This window comes from Bacillus sp. MRMR6, assembly GCF_001940785.1.
Lineage (GTDB): Bacteria > Bacillota > Bacilli > Bacillales > Cytobacillaceae > Neobacillus.
In genome coordinates, this window is record NZ_MSLS01000003.1 from 225,257 (window position 1) to 241,939 (window position 16,683).

15 protein-coding genes are annotated in these 16,683 nt (G+C 41.3%); 2 read left to right on the plus strand and 13 right to left on the minus strand.

Annotation, left to right across the window (positions count from 1 at the left end):
• Positions 1-138 precede the first annotated feature (138 nt).
• Positions 139-1,371, plus strand: a complete 1,233-nt coding sequence (gene pepT, locus BTR25_RS05355) for a peptidase T (protein WP_075687077.1) — start codon at positions 139-141, stop codon at positions 1,369-1,371.
• 119 nt (positions 1,372-1,490) lie between these two features.
• Here the strand turns inward: pepT and BTR25_RS05360 are convergent, their stop codons facing one another.
• The 11 genes from BTR25_RS05360 to BTR25_RS05415 form a co-directional block, all read right to left on the minus strand.
• On the minus strand, positions 1,491-1,793 hold the full coding sequence (locus BTR25_RS05360; RefSeq protein ID WP_075686880.1) for a hypothetical protein: 303 nt from the start codon (positions 1,791-1,793) through the stop codon (positions 1,491-1,493).
• A 23-nt stretch (positions 1,794-1,816) separates the two neighbouring features.
• Entirely contained in the window at positions 1,817-2,560 is a 744-nt protein-coding gene (cuyB, locus tag BTR25_RS05365; protein WP_075686882.1) for a cysteate racemase, read from the minus strand.
• A gap of 33 nt (positions 2,561-2,593) precedes the next feature.
• Positions 2,594-4,441 carry an asparagine synthase (glutamine-hydrolyzing) gene (asnB, locus tag BTR25_RS05370; protein WP_075686884.1) on the minus strand — a complete coding sequence of 616 codons (1,848 nt, stop codon included), beginning with the start codon at positions 4,439-4,441 and terminating at the stop codon, positions 2,594-2,596.
• Positions 4,442-4,483: 42 nt separating this feature from the next.
• Positions 4,484-5,968 carry a UDP-N-acetylmuramoyl-L-alanyl-D-glutamate--2,6-diaminopimelate ligase gene (locus tag BTR25_RS05375; RefSeq protein WP_075686886.1) on the minus strand — a complete coding sequence of 495 codons (1,485 nt, stop codon included), beginning with the start codon at positions 5,966-5,968 and terminating at the stop codon, positions 4,484-4,486.
• Positions 5,969-5,998: 30 nt separating this feature from the next.
• The gene (locus tag BTR25_RS05380; protein ID WP_075686888.1) at positions 5,999-7,183 is read right to left on the minus strand and encodes a carboxylate--amine ligase; all 1,185 of its coding nucleotides are present in this window, start codon (positions 7,181-7,183) and stop codon (positions 5,999-6,001) included.
• 299 nt (positions 7,184-7,482) lie between these two features.
• Positions 7,483-8,085 carry an ABC transporter ATP-binding protein gene (locus tag BTR25_RS05385; RefSeq protein WP_075686890.1) on the minus strand — a complete coding sequence of 201 codons (603 nt, stop codon included), beginning with the start codon at positions 8,083-8,085 and terminating at the stop codon, positions 7,483-7,485.
• Positions 8,075-8,998 carry an oligopeptide/dipeptide ABC transporter ATP-binding protein gene (locus tag BTR25_RS05390; protein ID WP_075686892.1) on the minus strand — a complete coding sequence of 308 codons (924 nt, stop codon included), beginning with the start codon at positions 8,996-8,998 and terminating at the stop codon, positions 8,075-8,077. Before BTR25_RS05390 ends, BTR25_RS05385 begins: the two co-directional genes overlap by 11 nt.
• 34 nt (positions 8,999-9,032) lie before the next feature.
• Positions 9,033-9,854, minus strand: a complete 822-nt coding sequence (locus tag BTR25_RS05395) for an ABC transporter permease (RefSeq protein WP_075687079.1) — start codon at positions 9,852-9,854, stop codon at positions 9,033-9,035.
• Between the two features lie 5 nt (positions 9,855-9,859).
• Positions 9,860-10,846, minus strand: a complete 987-nt coding sequence (locus BTR25_RS05400) for an ABC transporter permease (protein ID WP_075686894.1) — start codon at positions 10,844-10,846, stop codon at positions 9,860-9,862.
• 21 nt (positions 10,847-10,867) lie between these two features.
• Positions 10,868-12,463: an ABC transporter substrate-binding protein gene (locus BTR25_RS05405; protein WP_075686896.1), complete on the minus strand. Its 1,596-nt coding sequence runs from the start codon at positions 12,461-12,463 to the stop codon at positions 10,868-10,870.
• 475 nt (positions 12,464-12,938) lie between these two features.
• Positions 12,939-13,385 carry a DUF3052 domain-containing protein gene (locus BTR25_RS05415; RefSeq protein ID WP_075686900.1) on the minus strand — a complete coding sequence of 149 codons (447 nt, stop codon included), beginning with the start codon at positions 13,383-13,385 and terminating at the stop codon, positions 12,939-12,941.
• Positions 13,386-13,746: 361 nt separating this feature from the next.
• Here BTR25_RS05415 and BTR25_RS05420 point away from each other — a divergent pair, with 361 nt between their 5' ends.
• A complete protein-coding gene (locus tag BTR25_RS05420; RefSeq protein ID WP_075686902.1) occupies positions 13,747-14,574 on the plus strand; it encodes a hypothetical protein in 828 nt (275 codons plus the stop codon).
• A 46-nt stretch (positions 14,575-14,620) separates the two neighbouring features.
• On the opposite strand, the gene BTR25_RS05425 is transcribed toward BTR25_RS05420, so the two are convergent.
• Positions 14,621-15,229, minus strand: coding sequence for a hypothetical protein (locus tag BTR25_RS05425; protein WP_075686904.1), 609 nt, complete (start codon positions 15,227-15,229; stop codon positions 14,621-14,623).
• A 12-nt stretch (positions 15,230-15,241) separates the two neighbouring features.
• Positions 15,242-16,420 (minus strand): ParM/StbA family protein, encoded by a 1,179-nt coding sequence (locus BTR25_RS05430; RefSeq protein ID WP_075686906.1) that lies wholly within the window; start codon positions 16,418-16,420, stop codon positions 15,242-15,244.
• Positions 16,421-16,683 lie beyond the last annotated feature (263 nt).

The window sequence follows — 16,683 nt, forward strand, 5'->3', positions numbered from 1 at the left end:
ATCCGCAACTAATTCCGGCCATCCGCAACTAATTCTCGGCTATCCGATAGTATCTCACGATACAGCAACCAAAATGCTGTCCCACGCCCCCGAAAATGCTATGATAAAAACGTACATACTGAAGGGAGTGTAATGATGTTGAAGAATGAGATTATTGAGAGGTTTACTTCTTATGTAAAAGTGGATACGCAGTCGGATGAGAGCAGTGAGACTTGTCCTTCGACTCCTGGGCAGTTAACGTTAGCAAACATGCTGGTAGAAGAACTAAAGTCCATTGGCATGGAAGAAGTGACAATCGATGAAAATGGCTATGTAATGGCAACCTTGCCTGCGAACACAGAAAAGGATGTACCGACAATCGGCTTCCTAGCACATGTGGATACGGCTACTGATTTCACCGGTACAAATGTAAATCCGCAAGTGATCGATAACTATGATGGCAACGAAATCGTTCTCAACCAAAGCGTAAATGTGATTATGAAACCAAGCGACTTCCCAAGTCTACCAAGCTATAAAGGGCACACGTTAATCACTACTGATGGTACGACGCTTTTAGGAGCGGATAACAAAGCAGGGATCGCTGAAATTATGACCGCAATGGCATACTTAATCCAGCATCCAGAGATCAAGCATGGTAAGGTCCGCGTTGCGTTCACACCTGATGAGGAAATTGGCCGCGGGCCGCATAAGTTCGATGTTGAAAAATTTAACGCGAAATATGCTTATACAGTAGACGGCGGTCCATTAGGCGAGTTGGAGTATGAAAGCTTTAATGCAGCGGCTGCTAAGATCACCATCAATGGGACCAATATTCACCCAGGTACAGCGAAAAATAAAATGGTAAACTCAATCAAAATTGCGATAGAACTGCAAAGCAAGCTTCCTGCTAAAGAGGCTCCAGAGCACACTGAGGGATACGAAGGCTTCTATCACCTGCTTTCCTTCACCGGCGATGTTGAGCAAACAAAGCTATACTATATTATTAGAGACTTTGACAAAGAAGCCTTCAATTCGAGAAAAGAAACGATTGAAACCATCGTTCAAAACCTTCAAGAAAAGTATGGTAAAAGCTCTATTTCCCTTGAACTAACCGACCAGTATTACAACATGAAAGAGAAAATTGAACCGGTTATAGAAATTGTAGATATTGCTCATGAGGTAATGGTGAGCTTAGATATTCAGCCAATCATCAAGCCAATCCGAGGCGGCACGGATGGATCGCAACTATCTTATATGGGTCTGCCAACGCCTAATATCTTTACTGGCGGGGAAAACTTCCACGGAAAATATGAATTTATTTCCGTTGATAATATGATCAAGGCGGTCAAAACTATCGTCGGAATAGCCCAGCTGTTTGAAAAACGAGCATAATTTCTTCATAAAAAAACCTAATCAAAGCTCGGTTAAATTTTACATTAGGCTCCAATTAAAGTTTAGGTTTTTCCATAGGAATTCTTTAAAAGAAAAACGGGTGCCAAATGGCGCCCGTTTTACTTTATTGTCACAATATTCATTGACTGTTTCAAGCTCTCAAGCTCTTGCTTCAATCTCTCATTTTCAAGTTGAACCACTTCCAGCTCGTTACCTTCATTGTTAGGGGAGAGATTGATTTCATACCAAGCTTTTCTGTCAAGGTCTTCCTGAGTAGAAGCACTTTTAATAACCGCTCCTGGAAATTTCTCTTTTACATAAAGTAATTCTTCAGAAGATAATCGTAATTCTCTTAATTTGATCCCATCTTCAAAGGACTCTTGTAAAAAATCCTCAAACTTCACGCTCTTATTTGCTGACATCTTAAAGTCCCTCCTTCAATGATTTATTGTCCAATCGTAGTCAGAGCTTTCTTTTCTGCCGTTTTTGAGCTTTTGCCTGACCGTTCAATTGATTTTTCAACAAGAACACCCATGGCATCGACCGCATAGCTTTCCGCTTCATCACTTAATTTAATACAGGATAATTCTGTACAGGCTAAAATCACACAACTGCAGTTTTCTTCAAAAATGAGGTCATGAATCATGCTCTCAAGCTCTGTTGGATCCACATCTAAATCACCTTTAACATTGTTATAGATGATATCCATCACCTGTTCCTGCTGCAGTTCAGTTGGCAGGTGGAGCTGCATATTGTATTGATTGCACCACTGTTCATAAATACCCGTGCGAATGGTTCCTTTTGTAGCGAGAATTCCAATCTTACTATTTTCTCCATAAACAGCATGAATTTCTTTTATCGTTTCTTCGACCATATTGATAATGTTAATCTGAGTCATGGCTTGCATTTTATCGTAAAAGTAATGTGACGTATTGCAAGGAATCGCGATATTAGAGACTCCTGCATGTTCTAGCAATTTAAAATCCCTGCTGACAGCCTGTAAAAACTCTTCTTCACGATGAGTTAGAATCGCTGTTGTTCGATCTGGTAATGAGGCATGATTTAGGATGATCATGTCGATATGATCCTGGTCCTTGTGAGCAACTGTGTTTTCTACCACTTTGTCAAAAAACACTGAGGTTGCCTTAGGGCCCATTCCTCCGATCACACCTAAGCTTTTCGCTAACATCCTATCATCCTCCTTTTCTTTTAAATTGAAAATTTACAACTCTACGAAAAACTTTTTATACCAAACTAGGAATACGTAGACTGTCCAAATATAACGGGCATGATTTGCCTTTTCAGCATAGTGTTCGTCTAAGAACTTCATTAATTCGTTTGTGTTGAAGAATTCCGCAGCCATATCAGAAGCAAACATTTCTTTTACAAGATTATAGTATTTCTCTTCACGCAGCCAATAACGAATCGGAACAGGGAAGCCTACCTTTGGACGGTTTGCCCATGCCTCTGGCAATGATTCCTTTGCAGCTGTTCTTAGTGCAAACTTCGTATTTTCATCATTTACACGTAAGGCAGCAGGAACCTTAGCTGCTAATGACATAACCATCTTATCTAAGAATGGAACGCGAAGCTCAATTGAATGAGCAGAGCTCATTTTATCTGCTTTCAACAGAATATCTCCTGGAAGCCAAAGCTTTAAGTCAATGTACTGCTTTTTCGTTACATCATCTTTGCCTTGAACCTTGTCATATACTTCCTTGGTAATGCTTTGAACGGATGGACCATGTCGATAGTCGTCCTTTAATACCTTTAAAGCATCTTCTTCATCCCAAACCTTCGCTTCGCCAATAAACGTTTCTTCAACCGTTTTACCGCCCTTTGCTAAAAAGCCAGTAATGCGATTTTGCGGAAGCTTCTCGGCAACAGCCGCGACAGAACGTCGAACACCGAATGGCACCTTTTCATACTTCGCCATTGCTGGGGTAGGGCGGTACCACTCGTAGCCACCGAAGATTTCATCGGCACCTTCTCCTGACAACACAACCGTTACATGCTGACTAGCCAGCTCTGCTAGGAAGTACAACGGTACAGAAGAGGGGTTAGACTGCGGCTCGTCCATATGATATTGAATCGTAGGAAGCTTATCAAAGCAATCATCTGCATTAATGATTGATTTATGATTTTCAATTTTTAAGATATCTGACAGCTCTGCCGCCAAATTCGTTTCGTTGAAGATTCCCTCATGGTCTTGGAAGCCGACAGAGAACGTTTTGTTTGGCATTAGAAGCGACGTAATATAACTTGAGTCGATCCCGCCAGACAAGAACGAGCCTACTTTAACGTCACTAATTTGGTGATAATCTACAGATTCTTTCAACGATTCCTTAATCTTTTCCACATAATGCTCTAAGCTGTTTTCCTGCTCATCAAACTCAGCGTCCCAGTAGGAGTTAGTTTCGATTTTGCCGTTTTTATATAGCATATAATGGCCAGGCTTAAGCTTGTACACACCTTTAAAGAAGGTCTCATCTAATACAGAATATTGGAAGGTTAAATAAGGCTTTAACGCATTCTTGTTTAACTCTTTATTAAAAGACGGGTTCTTTAAAAATGATTTAATTTCTGAACCAAAAATAAATGAATCATCCACTGTGTTTTGCGTATAGTAAAGCGGCTTAATTCCAAAGAAATCGCGTGCAAGGAACATGGTTTCATTCTTCGCATCCCAGATAGAAAAAGCGAACATGCCTCGTAATTTTTGCAGAAGGTCCACGCCGTATTCTTCATAACCGTGGATTAGCACCTCACTGTCTGTTTCACTGTGAAAGACATGACCTTTAGCCAGCAAATCTTTTCTTAGCTCTTGGTAATTATAGATTTCACCGTTAAAAATAAGCACAAGACTATTGTCTTCATTGTACATAGGCTGACTTGCTTCATCACGCAAGTCAATGATACTTAAACGTCTAAAGCCAAAGGCAACGCGGTCATCTGTAAAAACACCGCCGCTATCCGGTCCGCGATGGACAATCGTATCCATCATATTATTGATCGTTGCTGCTTTATCTACTGCTAAGCTTGTGTCTGCAAAGCCAACGAAGCCACACATATATAATCACCTTTCGTTACGTAACATTTGTTTTACCAGATGTTAGTTAATAACTAGCTGTTTTCTATTTAAAATTGCATTCAGCACAATTTCTGTCTCATTAAACGGAATTTCCTTGTCGCCAATAATCTGTGCGGTTTCATGCCCTTTGCCCGCGATCAGGATGGTATCTTCCTTGCCGCTCGCGTCAACCGCACGCTCAATCGCATCCTTACGGTCAACAAATACTTCATAACGCCCGCCCGCCTCATCCATAGCCTCGATAATCTCAGCAATGATGGCATTTGGGTCTTGGTCCTTCGGGTTGTCAGACGTTACAATCGCGAGGTCAGCGTACTGTGAGGCCACCATCGCCATCGCTTTGCGCTTATCACTGCCTAACTCGCCTTTGGCCGCATAGACACCGAATACTAAGATCAATTTCCCTTTCGTATGCGGTCTTAACGTCGTAAGTGCCTTTTCTAAACCATCCTCTGTATGGGCAAAATCAACAACGACCTTAAAGTCATCTTCTTTATAAACCGTCTCTAATCTGCCCTTAATGCCTGGCAATTTATTAATCCCTTTTTGGATATCTTCCAAGCTAATATTGTTACAATATGCACATGCAATCGCCGCTAGGCTGTTATACACATAAATAAGACCTGGTATATTAACAGTAACGTCAACACTTCCCTTTGGCGTATGAACTGTATAGCTTGTGTAGTCCGGTCCATATTTAATATCTGTTGCATATATATCAGACTCGGTTTCAATTCCATAGGTTACAAGCTTTGTATCATAATAGCGAATTTTATTTACTAGTTTTTGGCCATATTCATCATCGACATTGACCACATTATAATCCTGTGCCATCGTGAATAATTCAGCTTTCGCCTCGAAATATTCCTCCATACTGTTATGAAGCTCCAAGTGGTCAGGTGAAAGGTTTGTGAAAATCGCCGTTCTAAAGTTAGAATAAGCTACACGCTTCAGGCTTAACGCATGGGAAGATACTTCCATGATGCAGTTATCTGTATCTGCCAGGACCATTTCCTTAAAGATCTGCTGTAAATGTAAAGATTCTGGTGTTGTATTCTTTGTCTCTCTAATTTCATTATTAATCAACGTTCCGATCGTACCAATTAGACCGATCGATTGGTTGGCCTGTTCAAAAATTGATTTAATAAAATAAGTGGTGGAGGTTTTTCCGTTCGTTCCAGTAATCCCAATAAGATTTAGATTTCCGGTAGGATGTTGATAAAAGTTTGCAGAAACCAATGCTAATGCCTTCCTCGTATCAGCCACTTTTAGAACGGTAACGTCTTTCTCAATGACAACATCTTTTTCGACAACGATCATTGCAGCCCCATTGGCAATTGCTTTATCAATATAATGATGTCCGTCAACAGTGAAGCCAGAAATGGCTACAAAAATACTATTTTCGATTACTTCACGAGAGTTAAAGGCAACAGAGCTTATTTCTTTATCTACGTCACCTTTTACGATTTCAAAATCAAGACCTTTTACTACTTCAGCTGCTAGCATTTTATCAACTCCTCCACTTATTTTAATCTTTTACTTTTTCGTTAGCTTTTTAGCGACTTTTCCAGCAATCATTCCAGCATAAGAGATGGCAGGCACTGGATCCTTCCAATCCCAAATCGCGTATGCGTGCTTTTTAAAGTAAGACTTGAATACTTGTCCCGCTGAAAGCTGGCCTGTTTTAATATAATCTCTTACCGCTAACAGATCTTCATACCCGTACCAGAAGACAATGTTTTTATCTTCCTTTAATGCAGTTGGCGCAAGCGGCTGGCCGATCAATTCCATATAAGTGATATATGGAACATTCATCCCCACTTTATTAAGCATCGTATTAAAGTTCGTAATTCGAACATTGATTTCAATTAAATAATACTTACCCGTTTCTGCGTCCTTTTTAAACTCAATTTCAGCAAAGCCTTTCCAGCCGATTTCCTCTAAAAATTTCGCTCCAATATCATATAAATCTGGAACATAGCGCTGCATCGTGTACACAGACGCACCAAAGTTAATAGGATATTGACGGAATTTTTGTGCTGTAACCCAATGAGTTACCTTCGATTCTTGGTTCAGATAGGCATCAAACGTGTACATATGGTCATCAAATCCAGGAATAATCCGTTGAACGATGACTTCCAAATTAGCATCCTTCGCTTTTTGCAATGCTTCAGCTAATTCCTCTTTGTTATGAACCTTAAAGATTTTCCTTCTAAACTTCGCAACAAAAGAAGGGGAGTCTGTTGGTTTTACGATACAAGGATAGCCAAGGATCGTCTCTACCTTTTCATATAAATTCTCTTCATAAACTCGAACAGTTTCTGGAACGTTTACACCCTTTTCGCTCGCAATTCGGTGCAATACTTCTTTGTTCATCGCTTTTGTATACAGACCTTGTTCTGTTTGCGGAATCAAGTAAACCTCTCTTAACTCTTCCAGATGCTCATCAATTACCTCAACATAGGAATCATGACATGGAATTAACACGGGCTTTGCATCTTGTTTTCGGCCATAATCAAGCAAGTATTGAATAAAATCCTGCTTCTGTTCTTTATAATGGGGAACAATTAAACGCTCAGAGGTGTATTTTGATTTTGCACCGTACGTTCCTTCATTCGAATAATCCACTGCAACGGTGTGAATTCCGTTCGTACCCAAGCAACGAATCGTACTTAAACCTATATAGTAATTACATCCTAGGATGACAGCTTTATTTTTCATGATTTCAGCTCCTCGAAATCTATCATTTATAATTATTAACCGGTCAATGGTCATATCCTTTATTATATGATTATCTTCATTTATTATAAAGCAAATTGATAGAAAGTGAATTGTAAGTATTTGTAAAACACATAGAACTCTCGCTGATATCTCAAAATCTATCTATTAACGTTATCCTCCATAACAAAAGGAAGCAGGAGAACCGTCCCCGTGCGAACCCATGCGAAATACAAAAAAGGACATGTATCGTCATGCGATGTGTATGTCCTTTCGAATTGCCTGCTATGTGTACCGGCTTATTATACACTAGTCATGTCTATAATTCTACTGCATACCCGTTCAAGCAATGGTTGTTCATGACTGATTACTAGGATTCCGAGGTTGCGCTTTTTGGCTTGATCCAGGACTGCCTCCCAAATTTGTGCTTGAGTGATGCTATCTAGCATGGTAGTCATTTCATCTGCAATTAATAATTGTGTTTTCGGTCCTAAAGCTCTTGCTACACAAAATCGCTGCAGCTCGCCCCCTGATAGTTCATTCGGCCAGCGCGCGTGCCACTCTTCGGCAATTCCTAATTGATCTAGCAGCGCTTGATCTGGCTCCCAGCCTTCATTCAAAATCTGCTTCATCTTCCATTTTGGATTCACGGCTTTTTCTGGATGTTGAAAGACTAGTTGAACAGGATGGTAGCCTGTTTTAGGTAGCGGCGCATCATTCCAGGTTATCGTACCTTCCAACGGCTGCTGATATCCAGCGAGAATTCGCGCAAAGGTTGTTTTACCAAATCCGCTTGGACCCGCCAAACCGACAATTTCACCAGCTTTAAGGACCATATTTAGATTTCGGAAAAGATACGTATTCTTTTTATAGCCAAATCCTAGATTATTCACTTCAAGTTGCATGATGACACCACACCGTCCCTTCGCGGAGTAACCTTTTTTTCGGCATTTCATCCGAGCAGGAGGAGACAGCAAGTTCACAGCGCGGGGCAAAGGGACATCCTTTTGGCATTTCACTTGGCAGCGGCTGAGAACCTTTTATTGGCAAAAAATCATTTTGTGGAAGAGCCCGCCATAACGCTTTTGTATAGGGATGTCTTAACTTTTCACCATCGCCAGTAAAGTCATGGACAGATGCTAATTCAATCGTTGTTCCTGCATATAGAACGGCTATTTTATCGGCGAACTGAAGAGCAAAGTCAATATCATGCGTAATCACCATGACCGCACTGCCATTGTCCGCTAATTCCCTAAAGGATCTGCCCGCTTCTTTAATAACCTCAGAATCAAGCCCCGGAGTAGGTTCGTCAGCAATGATTACTTTTGCACCGCTTACGACCGCAGTTGACACAAGAACCCGACGTGCCATTCCTCCTGATAGCTGAAATGGTAAGAGTTTTTCAACAATTGACGATAATTTGTATTTTTCAAAAACCTGCTTCTGGAGGGACACTGATTCCTTCTTATTATGAATAGACCGAACCTGGGCCCCTACCTTCATCAAAGGGTTTAGAAACTGGACCGATTGTGGAACAAGTGCAATTTCCTTACCTCTTATTGCTACTTTTTTCACATCTGTTAGTTCTTCATCGTTATAGAAAATGTTGCCCGTCATCCTTGCATTTGAAGGAAGTATACCGAGAATGGCATGTGCTAATAAACTCTTCCCAGACCCGCTGGCACCAACTACAGCAACTATTTCACCTGCATCGATGCTTAGATTCAACTGATTAATCACCTGAATCTCTTCCTGTTTTAAACCTTTTATATATTTTGTAAAAGCGATATTTAAATTATTCACTGATAAAAGTGGCATATACCAGAGCACCTCACAGATTTAAGCTATGGTCCTATTCATGAGCATGGCGAGGGTCTGCCATTGCCCGAAGCCTTTCGCCTACTGATTCAAACAGACGAACTATGATTAGCAGGCATAGGCCTGGGAAGAAGGCGAGCCACCACATTCCAGTTGAAAGATATTTCATTGACTCCGAGAGGATAATTCCAATCGCCGGCTGATGTGGCGACAACCCCAGCCCTAAAAAGGTTACTGCCGCTTCATGCAAAATCGCATGGGGAAATAATAAAAACAGACCGACAAAAAACTGCGGAGCCAGATGAGGCAAGATATGTTTTATCGCAATAAACCAGCGTGATTTTCCTAACCTTTGTGAGACATGAACAAACTCAGAGTTCCGAATCTGCAAGACCTCGGCCCGGATGACCCGCGTGAGGCTTGGCCAATGTGTAAGCGCCAGTCCAACCATCACCCCTTTTAACCCACCGCCCATGACAAAAGCAATTAAGATTAAAGTAACCAAATGGGGGACACTTAAAAACAAATCAATAAGCCACGAAATGATACTGTCAACCGCTTTTCCCATTGTTGCCGCCATAATCCCTAAACCAAGGGCAATCACCACGCTTGCTAAGGCTGCTGTAAGGCCTACTTTTAGGCTAATGATCAGCCCCTTTAACGTGCGGGTGAACATATCACGACCAAGCCAATCTGTCCCAAATGGGTGGTTAAATGAAGGGGGAAGATTGCGAATATCTAGGTTAGTGGCCATTCGTTCATTACTAAGAAATAAACCCAATAAGATAACACCGGCTAAAAACAAAGTTCTGAAAACAAGTCCCAACACAGTTTTTTGCCGTTTGTTAAAAACCATACTGTTCACAGCGATTTTCCCTCCCTTAACCTTGGATCAACGAGGTAGGAGATCACATCAGCCATTATATTTCCGAAAAATACAAAAACAGCGCTAAAGAGTACCATTCCTAAGAGAAGTGGCACATCGCCGCGCAGCCCTGCGTCAATCGTTGCCTTGCCTAAACCAGGGTAGGAAAATACCTGCTCGGCTAAAACAGCCCCGCCAAACAGCTCACTAAAGGAAGCAAATTGCAGCATGACGGCTGGAAGGGCGATATTTCGGATGCCGTGCCGCCAAAGCAGCGGAAAACTCTTTTCCCCTCTAGCCGTGGCAAACAGCACATAATCACTTGAAAGAACTTCAATTAGTTTCTGTCTCGTATGTAAAGCCACATTTGCTACACCGACCATACTGAGCGTTAATGCAGGTAACAGTACATGCTTCAATCTATCTGCAAGTGTCACCTCTTCAGCAAGCATCCCGGCTGGCACTCCCATCCCTACTGGAAACCATTCTAGCCAAACAGCAAAAACCATTAGCAGCAAGAGGCCCATCCAGAATGTCGGTGTCGATGCAAGTGTATAACAATACCACTTGATCAATCTATCTGCCAATTTACCCTTTTTCATGGCGGCTAAAATACCCATAGAAAAACCGATTAACCCGGAGAAAGTCCAGGCAATCATCATCAAAGCCATACTGCTAATAAATTTTTCACTAATGATTTCTATAACAGGACGGCGATAAATCATCGATGTACCTAAATCACCTTGAAAAACTGACGTTGCCCAGTGGATATATTGCTCAGCAGGAGGCCGGTCTAATCCCCAATACTCAGCAATCTTCTCCTGCTGCAGAGGACCTACTCTCATCATATCGGCACCAATATAAGCTTGAATGGGATCAATAGGGGAAAAGCTTACGAGTGAAAAGGTAATGATGCTAATGGCCAGCAACAATGTAACGAGCCTGGCAGTTTTTTTACATATATGTTTTACAACCTGTAGCATGGTACGTTTTCCCCGTTCATTTTAGTTCTCATCCCATTTCCAATTGATCAGATTGTCTGTAATTGGCCAGCCATGGCCATGCGGCTGTATACCCTGTTCACCAATATCCAATTTCTCTGCAACCAAATAAAGATGATCAATATTTACAAGCCATGCCCAAGGCGAGTCACCCAGAGCACTTAATCCAGTTACTCCATCCCATTGGGCTTTTTTCCAATAATCAATCGCTTCCTGCTCTGTTTTTGCATGTAATGCCAAATCAAGATATTCATTGACGACGCTGTTCGAGTAGAAGCCTGAATTGTAATACTCAATACCAGCCATTTTCCCATGATAAAGGTTATAGATTTCAATAGGATCGTGACTTCCCCAACCCATCATGACTGCATTTGAATGCATTAATTTCTCAATTTCATCCCAGCTTTTGCCCTCAACGGTTATATTGATTCCGAGAGGCTTCAACATATCAGCAACGGTTATGGCGAGCGACTGCCTCGTCACATCATTTGCCGGATAAAGCAGGGGAAATTCTGCTGTCAACCTGCCTTTTTCAAGAATCCCATCTTTATTCTCGTCTCGCCAGCCGGCAAGTGCTAAGATCTTTTTAGCCGCCTCCATATCACCGTCTTCAAAAGTCGTCTCTTCATTCCACCAAGGCAGGCCATCTGCAGCCGAATATCCAGGAGTACCATACCCCTCTAAGATTCCATCTACTAGGGATTGACGATTAATCGCCACATTAATAGCTTTACGAATCGCGATGTCGGCGGTAACGTCATTTCCAATCGGAAGACCTACCTCTGTTTTCTCACCAGACTCTTTATATGGAAACATAATGCCGCGATTGTCTACACTCTGAATGTCTTCAAGGCGCATCCTATTGACTTCTTTTTTGCTAAAAGCTGACGGAATAGCCGCAACGTCGACTTCACCCGCTTTTGCGGCTGCAAAGGCTGCATCCTCATTTAAAAACAGAAAGGTGACTCGCTTGAAATATGGCTTTTTATCGTAATAATAAGGGTTGGCTTCTACAATTACCTGCTGACCTTTATCCCACTGAACGAGCATATATGGACCAGACCCAATTGGATTTTCGGCATATCTATCACCATATGCATGCTTAGGGACAATCCCCAATGTAATAAGGAAGTGAATAAAGGTTGAATTTGCTTGTTTCAAGTGGAATTTAACAGTTGTCTCATCCGCAGCCTCAATCTGTTCGAGAACGGTTAAGTCTAGTATCGATCCACTCTCTTTAGCCGTATCAAAGGTAAATTGAACATCCTCTGCGGTCAACTTTGTCCCGTCCGAAAATGTTACATCATCCCGGATGTTCACTGTCCATATCAAACCATCATCACTAATATCATAATCACTTGCCAAGTCATAGGTAATCTCTAGTTTGTTATCACGCTTTAACAAGGTACTCTGAAATAGTGGTGATCCATACTGGCCCCACCCAAGTGTAGGGTCAAAGCCCGTCTCCGGCTCCGAGCCAATTGCTAGAATAAGCTCATCCTTTTTCTTTTCCTTGCTTGCATTATGATCTGCTCCACTTGCACATCCTGATAAAATCAGCAAAAGGGCAAAAAATAAACTATATGTTTTATTCAACAAGGGTCACTCCCGAAATTCCATGATTTCAAACACTAAAATTATATCATAGAACATCAAGAGAGTTTTCAAACAAGCACACTTTCGGCAATGAATAATCTTATCTGCCACTTTTAGTAGGTCTATCTGCCATTTTTCCAGTTCTATCTGCCAAAATTCACTTTCTATCTGCCAACTCTTCCTTTTCACCCAATAGAGCTCGAAAAAGCAAGACTTCAGCCTGGCTCAGGTCACTGAATTTACTTTTTTTGTAAATTTCGAGGTCGTTCTTTGCTTATAAAGAGGGCAACCTCACTTTCATCAGCCTTTTTAGTAGGTCTATCTGCCAAAATCCACTTTCTATCTGCCAACTCTTCCTTTTCACCGTCCAGCGATCTCATATTCTCACTATCAAAAATTTCTCTCGTTCTTTTATTGAACGAATCTTCCTTCAATTTCTCTTTTATTGCGTCATTAAAAAAGAACCCCCGAGAGGTTCCTATTGTTGTGTCCGCTGCTTTCCTTCTTCTGTTACGGCAAAGCCCCGTGTCATTTTCTTGATCTTTTCCGGCTTCCGAAACCGTAATGCAGACCAATCTTCATCAATGGCAATCTGCCGCACTGGTTCATAATTTTCCTCTACTAACATTCCCGTTACTGTGTCGCGGCTGCAATCAGAGCCCTTATAGGCTTTAGAGGACTTCTTCGGATAACAGAGCCAAAATAAACCATCCTCCTTCACATTAACTGCCACACTTTTTGCCAGTGTCTGCAGCTCCTCATTACTTGCCCCAAAAATCTGAACAAATTCATATTCGTCAAGAACAGCTTCTTTATGTACTTCACCTTCAAAAGTAGTCATCACTTCTTCGTAAGACTTAGGTGGATTCATAATTAAAACGGGTTGACCTTGATCTTTAAACTGGAGTTTTTTTATTACTGACATTTGAATTCATCCTTTCAAACCTAGAGCATAATCTTCCATTTTCCCCTATTTTACCATCACTAAACAAAACGTTCATATTAAAACTTCATTAAATCTAAGGCTGCGTTAAACTAGGCTGTTGATTTACGCTGCAGGCGCTATGCTCTCCGCGGGCTCGCCCGTGAGCCTATTACAGCTTCGCACCTGCAGGGTCTCACTCAGCTCGTACATCCCGCTGGAGTCAAGCGCCTGCAGCGAAAATCAACAGGTTCTAAAATAAACAGTATCCATTAACACAGCTAAATCTAAAATAATCCTCGTCAAGATTTGTCGTCTTGTTTAAAATCATCATAAACATATTTTTCATATAGGAGAATCTTAAATGGCTAATTTAAATTATGGAAAGTACAGAATTCCACCCAAACTAATTAGGATTATCTCGCTTCAAAATCAACTTGAGCAACAGGGCGTGTTACCGCACGGCGACCTTTTAGGTTTTTATTTTGAACTAGCTGACCTTGATTCAAGATACCTAAATACACCTCTTGACCTTATTTCGTTTGCCCGCCCTGGGGTGGATGGCATTCATTATGGGTTTCTTACTGATTTCGGGGGAGTGGGGGACTTAGAGGATGCTTATATTGTAAGGGTATCTCCGATGGACTTTGATGAACCGGTTAAAATTGTCGCGAGGAACCTGCAGGATTTTCTAAGAATCTTATGTTTTACACCCAATGCCCTTGATATTCTAGATATCACAACAAGTGAAGCTCAATTTAAACAGGACTCTGATCTATTCTCAACCAAGAACGACGACGAGAATCAAAAGCGTGTTCGTGAAATTCTACAAAATGAATTTAGTCTAGAGCCCATTGAAAATCTCTATCATTACCTACAACAAGTCAAACTAGAAAGACTCAACGAGACGCTGCTGGCTACCGAAGATGGCATTGGGGTGGCAGTAAGGTCAATCGCACACGAAGCATTTTTAGGTGAAGTCCGTTACCCGTTAAAGCCGCAAAAAGATCTTAACACCGCTGATGTTCGCCGATTTTTCGACCGAGCTTCATATCCAATAAAGCTGGCCTTCCTGCGTGATGTGCAATCGAAAGGATTAATTTTCGACCAACCTGAACTGAAGAACGCTCTAAAACAGCAGCTTCTGTTAATGAAGCTGGCAGACGAGGCTGTGAGAATTGATTTTCCTTAAAAAAAAACAAGCAGAGCCCTGTCTTCCACATGACAGGGCTCTTCACTTACTTATTCATATTCGCAAGAAACCCGCCAAGCAGGTCATCTGCATCAGGCTCTTCATCCTTCATTTCTTCATTCAGGTTTGATGCCTTGTCCCTTGCCAGTTCCCAATCAAACGAATCCAAATCATCTTCAAAGCTGTTCGAATCAGCAGCTGAAGCAACTTCTGCAACCATATCCTGTACCCGTGACTCTTCAAAGGACGGAACAAATGCTTCCTCGGGAAATACTTCTTCCTGCAAATACAAGGCCTCATCAAGGTCAAGTCGGTTGCTATTTAGATGAGCAAGCAGTGAGGTCGCCCGTACGGGATCGGCAATTAATTGATACAGAATGGTACCTAACAGCGCCTCAGAATGCTCATGCTTCAGCCAGGCCTTTTGAGCTTTTGTTAATGTTTTCGGGAGAGGAATCGTGATGGACTCCCGTTCTTTTGCATGTGTTTGGCTGACTCCCTGGATGACAAACTCAGCTATTTTACTGGAAAAATTTCTGCGTTCTGTTTCCTTCAGCTTTTGCAAATGTTTAACAATATGGTCGGGTGTATCAGAGGGGACCCGAAAGGAGATGGCTTGCCCCCGCTCGATACTGCTAGTGGGAGTTTTTTTCATACGCTCACCCTATTAGTTAGTGACAGGTTTCTTCTGTTGATCTGGCTTTTGCTTTTCTGCTTTTCTAGAATAATCTTTGATGAGCTTATAGTAAGCATTTGCCATCATCCAAATGCTTTCTTTTTCATCCTCAAAAAAGTCAATATTAAAGCCGTCCAGGCTGTTATTTAGCGCCTTAAGATAATCCTTTAAAACCGTTGCTCCGCCGCCGACAAAATAGCAGATTTCTGTTTGTGAGTTCTTTGCCCAAACATTGCGCAATAAGCGGTACTGCTTTTTAGCTAGCTCAAGCAGAATTCGGTCAGTAATATCATGAACGCTTGTCCGGCTTCCCTTTACCATGATATGATTGCGGTCATTTTTCTTTGTAATAATTTCAACAACATCACGGCGGCTATCGAGTTCAACACCATGCTTTTTTCGGATTTCCTCGCGAATCATTTCCAGCGATTCTGACACACCCAGGTTAAAGCCTTGTGCCTTATCATCATCAACATTGCGATTCTTAATGACTGCGATATCAGTAGATAATCCGCCAATGTCTTGAATAAGAATACGCCGATCAATTAAATCCTTATTGATGATTTTGAGATCGTTATCCATTACAAGGTTGATATACGCTGCAAATCCCTCTGGATAGACCTTAACCTCTTCAAACTTCAAGTTCACTTTTATTCCTTGATATTTTGGCGTGATCAAAAATTCGACCTGATGGACAGAGCCTACTAATTTGGAACGATAGCCTGCATCTTTGCCTTCCTTAACCTCACGTAGGGGAAGACCTGTTCCAAGTGTATAGTTGGCATCAATTACATTTTTCGTTCTTGGAAAGATTTTTGCATTTTCTTCTCTGACTGCATCCAATGCTAAAGTTGTAAACAGCATAATGAGAGTTTGATCTTCCTCAGACTTGCTGCTGCCTGGATCTAATTCAGTTGCATTGTTTGCTTTTGTTGCTAGATTGCCCACTCGATAAATAGAGTTGTTTTCTTTTAAAGCAGGGGAGTGGACTTTAATATGAATTCCATCAAGCGGATTCTTACTATCCAATTCCTCAATGCCAATCACAGGGCGATCTTCCGTATCTCTTGCTACTATATTTGGAATGTTAAGTTCATAATCTACTTCTCCAAATATCGCCTTAATGGAATCATTTCCAACATCAACAGCTGCAATTCTAGTATTAGTCATCATCAATCATCCTTTCATTCTCTTCTATTATTAGATAGTAAATTATGAGGTTATGTAACTAGTTCTCTACTATAAGGGTATAGAAGATTCCTAGATTCTTCAATGCAAAACTGGAAAAGAAATGAAATCGTAAAGTTGTAAACAACTTGTAATTGTTGTAAACATTTCTGTATACAACTCCAACAACCTTGTTTACACGCACCACAGCGGGATGCATACAGGTTTGTAAACATGTATACGCATTTGTAAACACTAAGAATACA